This window comes from Exiguobacterium sp. SH5S13, from assembly GCF_004337085.1.
GTDB classification, from domain to species: domain Bacteria; phylum Bacillota; class Bacilli; order Exiguobacteriales; family Exiguobacteriaceae; genus Exiguobacterium; species Exiguobacterium aurantiacum_A.
Genome location: NZ_SJUS01000071.1, coordinates 1 through 714 on the forward strand (window position 1 = coordinate 1; position 714 = coordinate 714).

At 56.4% G+C, this 714-nt stretch carries 1 protein-coding gene; it reads left to right on the top strand.

The window, feature by feature from the left end; translation table 11 throughout:
* The coding region (locus tag EVJ30_RS15035; RefSeq protein WP_145963180.1) for a transposase at window positions 1-714 on the top strand (714 nt) is incomplete at both ends.

A 714-nucleotide genomic window follows, 5' to 3' on the forward strand; every position in this document is an offset into this window, starting at 1 on the left:
GTTACTCGAAGACCGACAGGGACGCGACGTTCATGCGGATGAAAGAGGATCACATGAAAAACGGCCAACTGAAGCCGGGGTACAACGTCCAAATCGCAACCGAAGGTCAGTACACGCTTGCCTATGACGTCTATCCGAACCCGACCGACATGAAGACGTTGATCCCGTTCCTCGATGAGATTGAAACGTTCCTCGATTTACCCGCCTACATCGTCGCCGATGCGGGATACGGGAGCCAGCAGAACTATACAGACATCCTCGAGCGCCGGGGGCGCCAGCCGTTGATCCCTCATACGATGTACCGGAAGGAACAGAAGAAGAAATGGCGCGAGGACCCGTTCAACCTCGCGAACTGGACGTATGATGACGGGACCGACACGTTCACGTGCCCGGACGGGAGAAGGCTCCCGTTCAGCCATGAGTCCCATCGGACCGACCGGAACGGCTTCACCCGTGATTTTCGTGTGTACGAGTGCGAGAGCTGTGACGGTTGTCCGTTCCGGGAACTGTGCACGAAGGCCGAGGAAGGGAGACACCGACAGGTCAGCGTGAACGGTGCCTGGGAAGAACAAAAGAATAGGACGAGTACGCTGCTTTCGGATGAAAAAACCGGTGCCCTCTACGCCAGACGCAAGACGGACGTGGAACCAGTTTTTGGATATCTGAAGGCCAATTTAGGTTTCACCCGCTTCTCCGTCAGGGGAAAACAGCGCG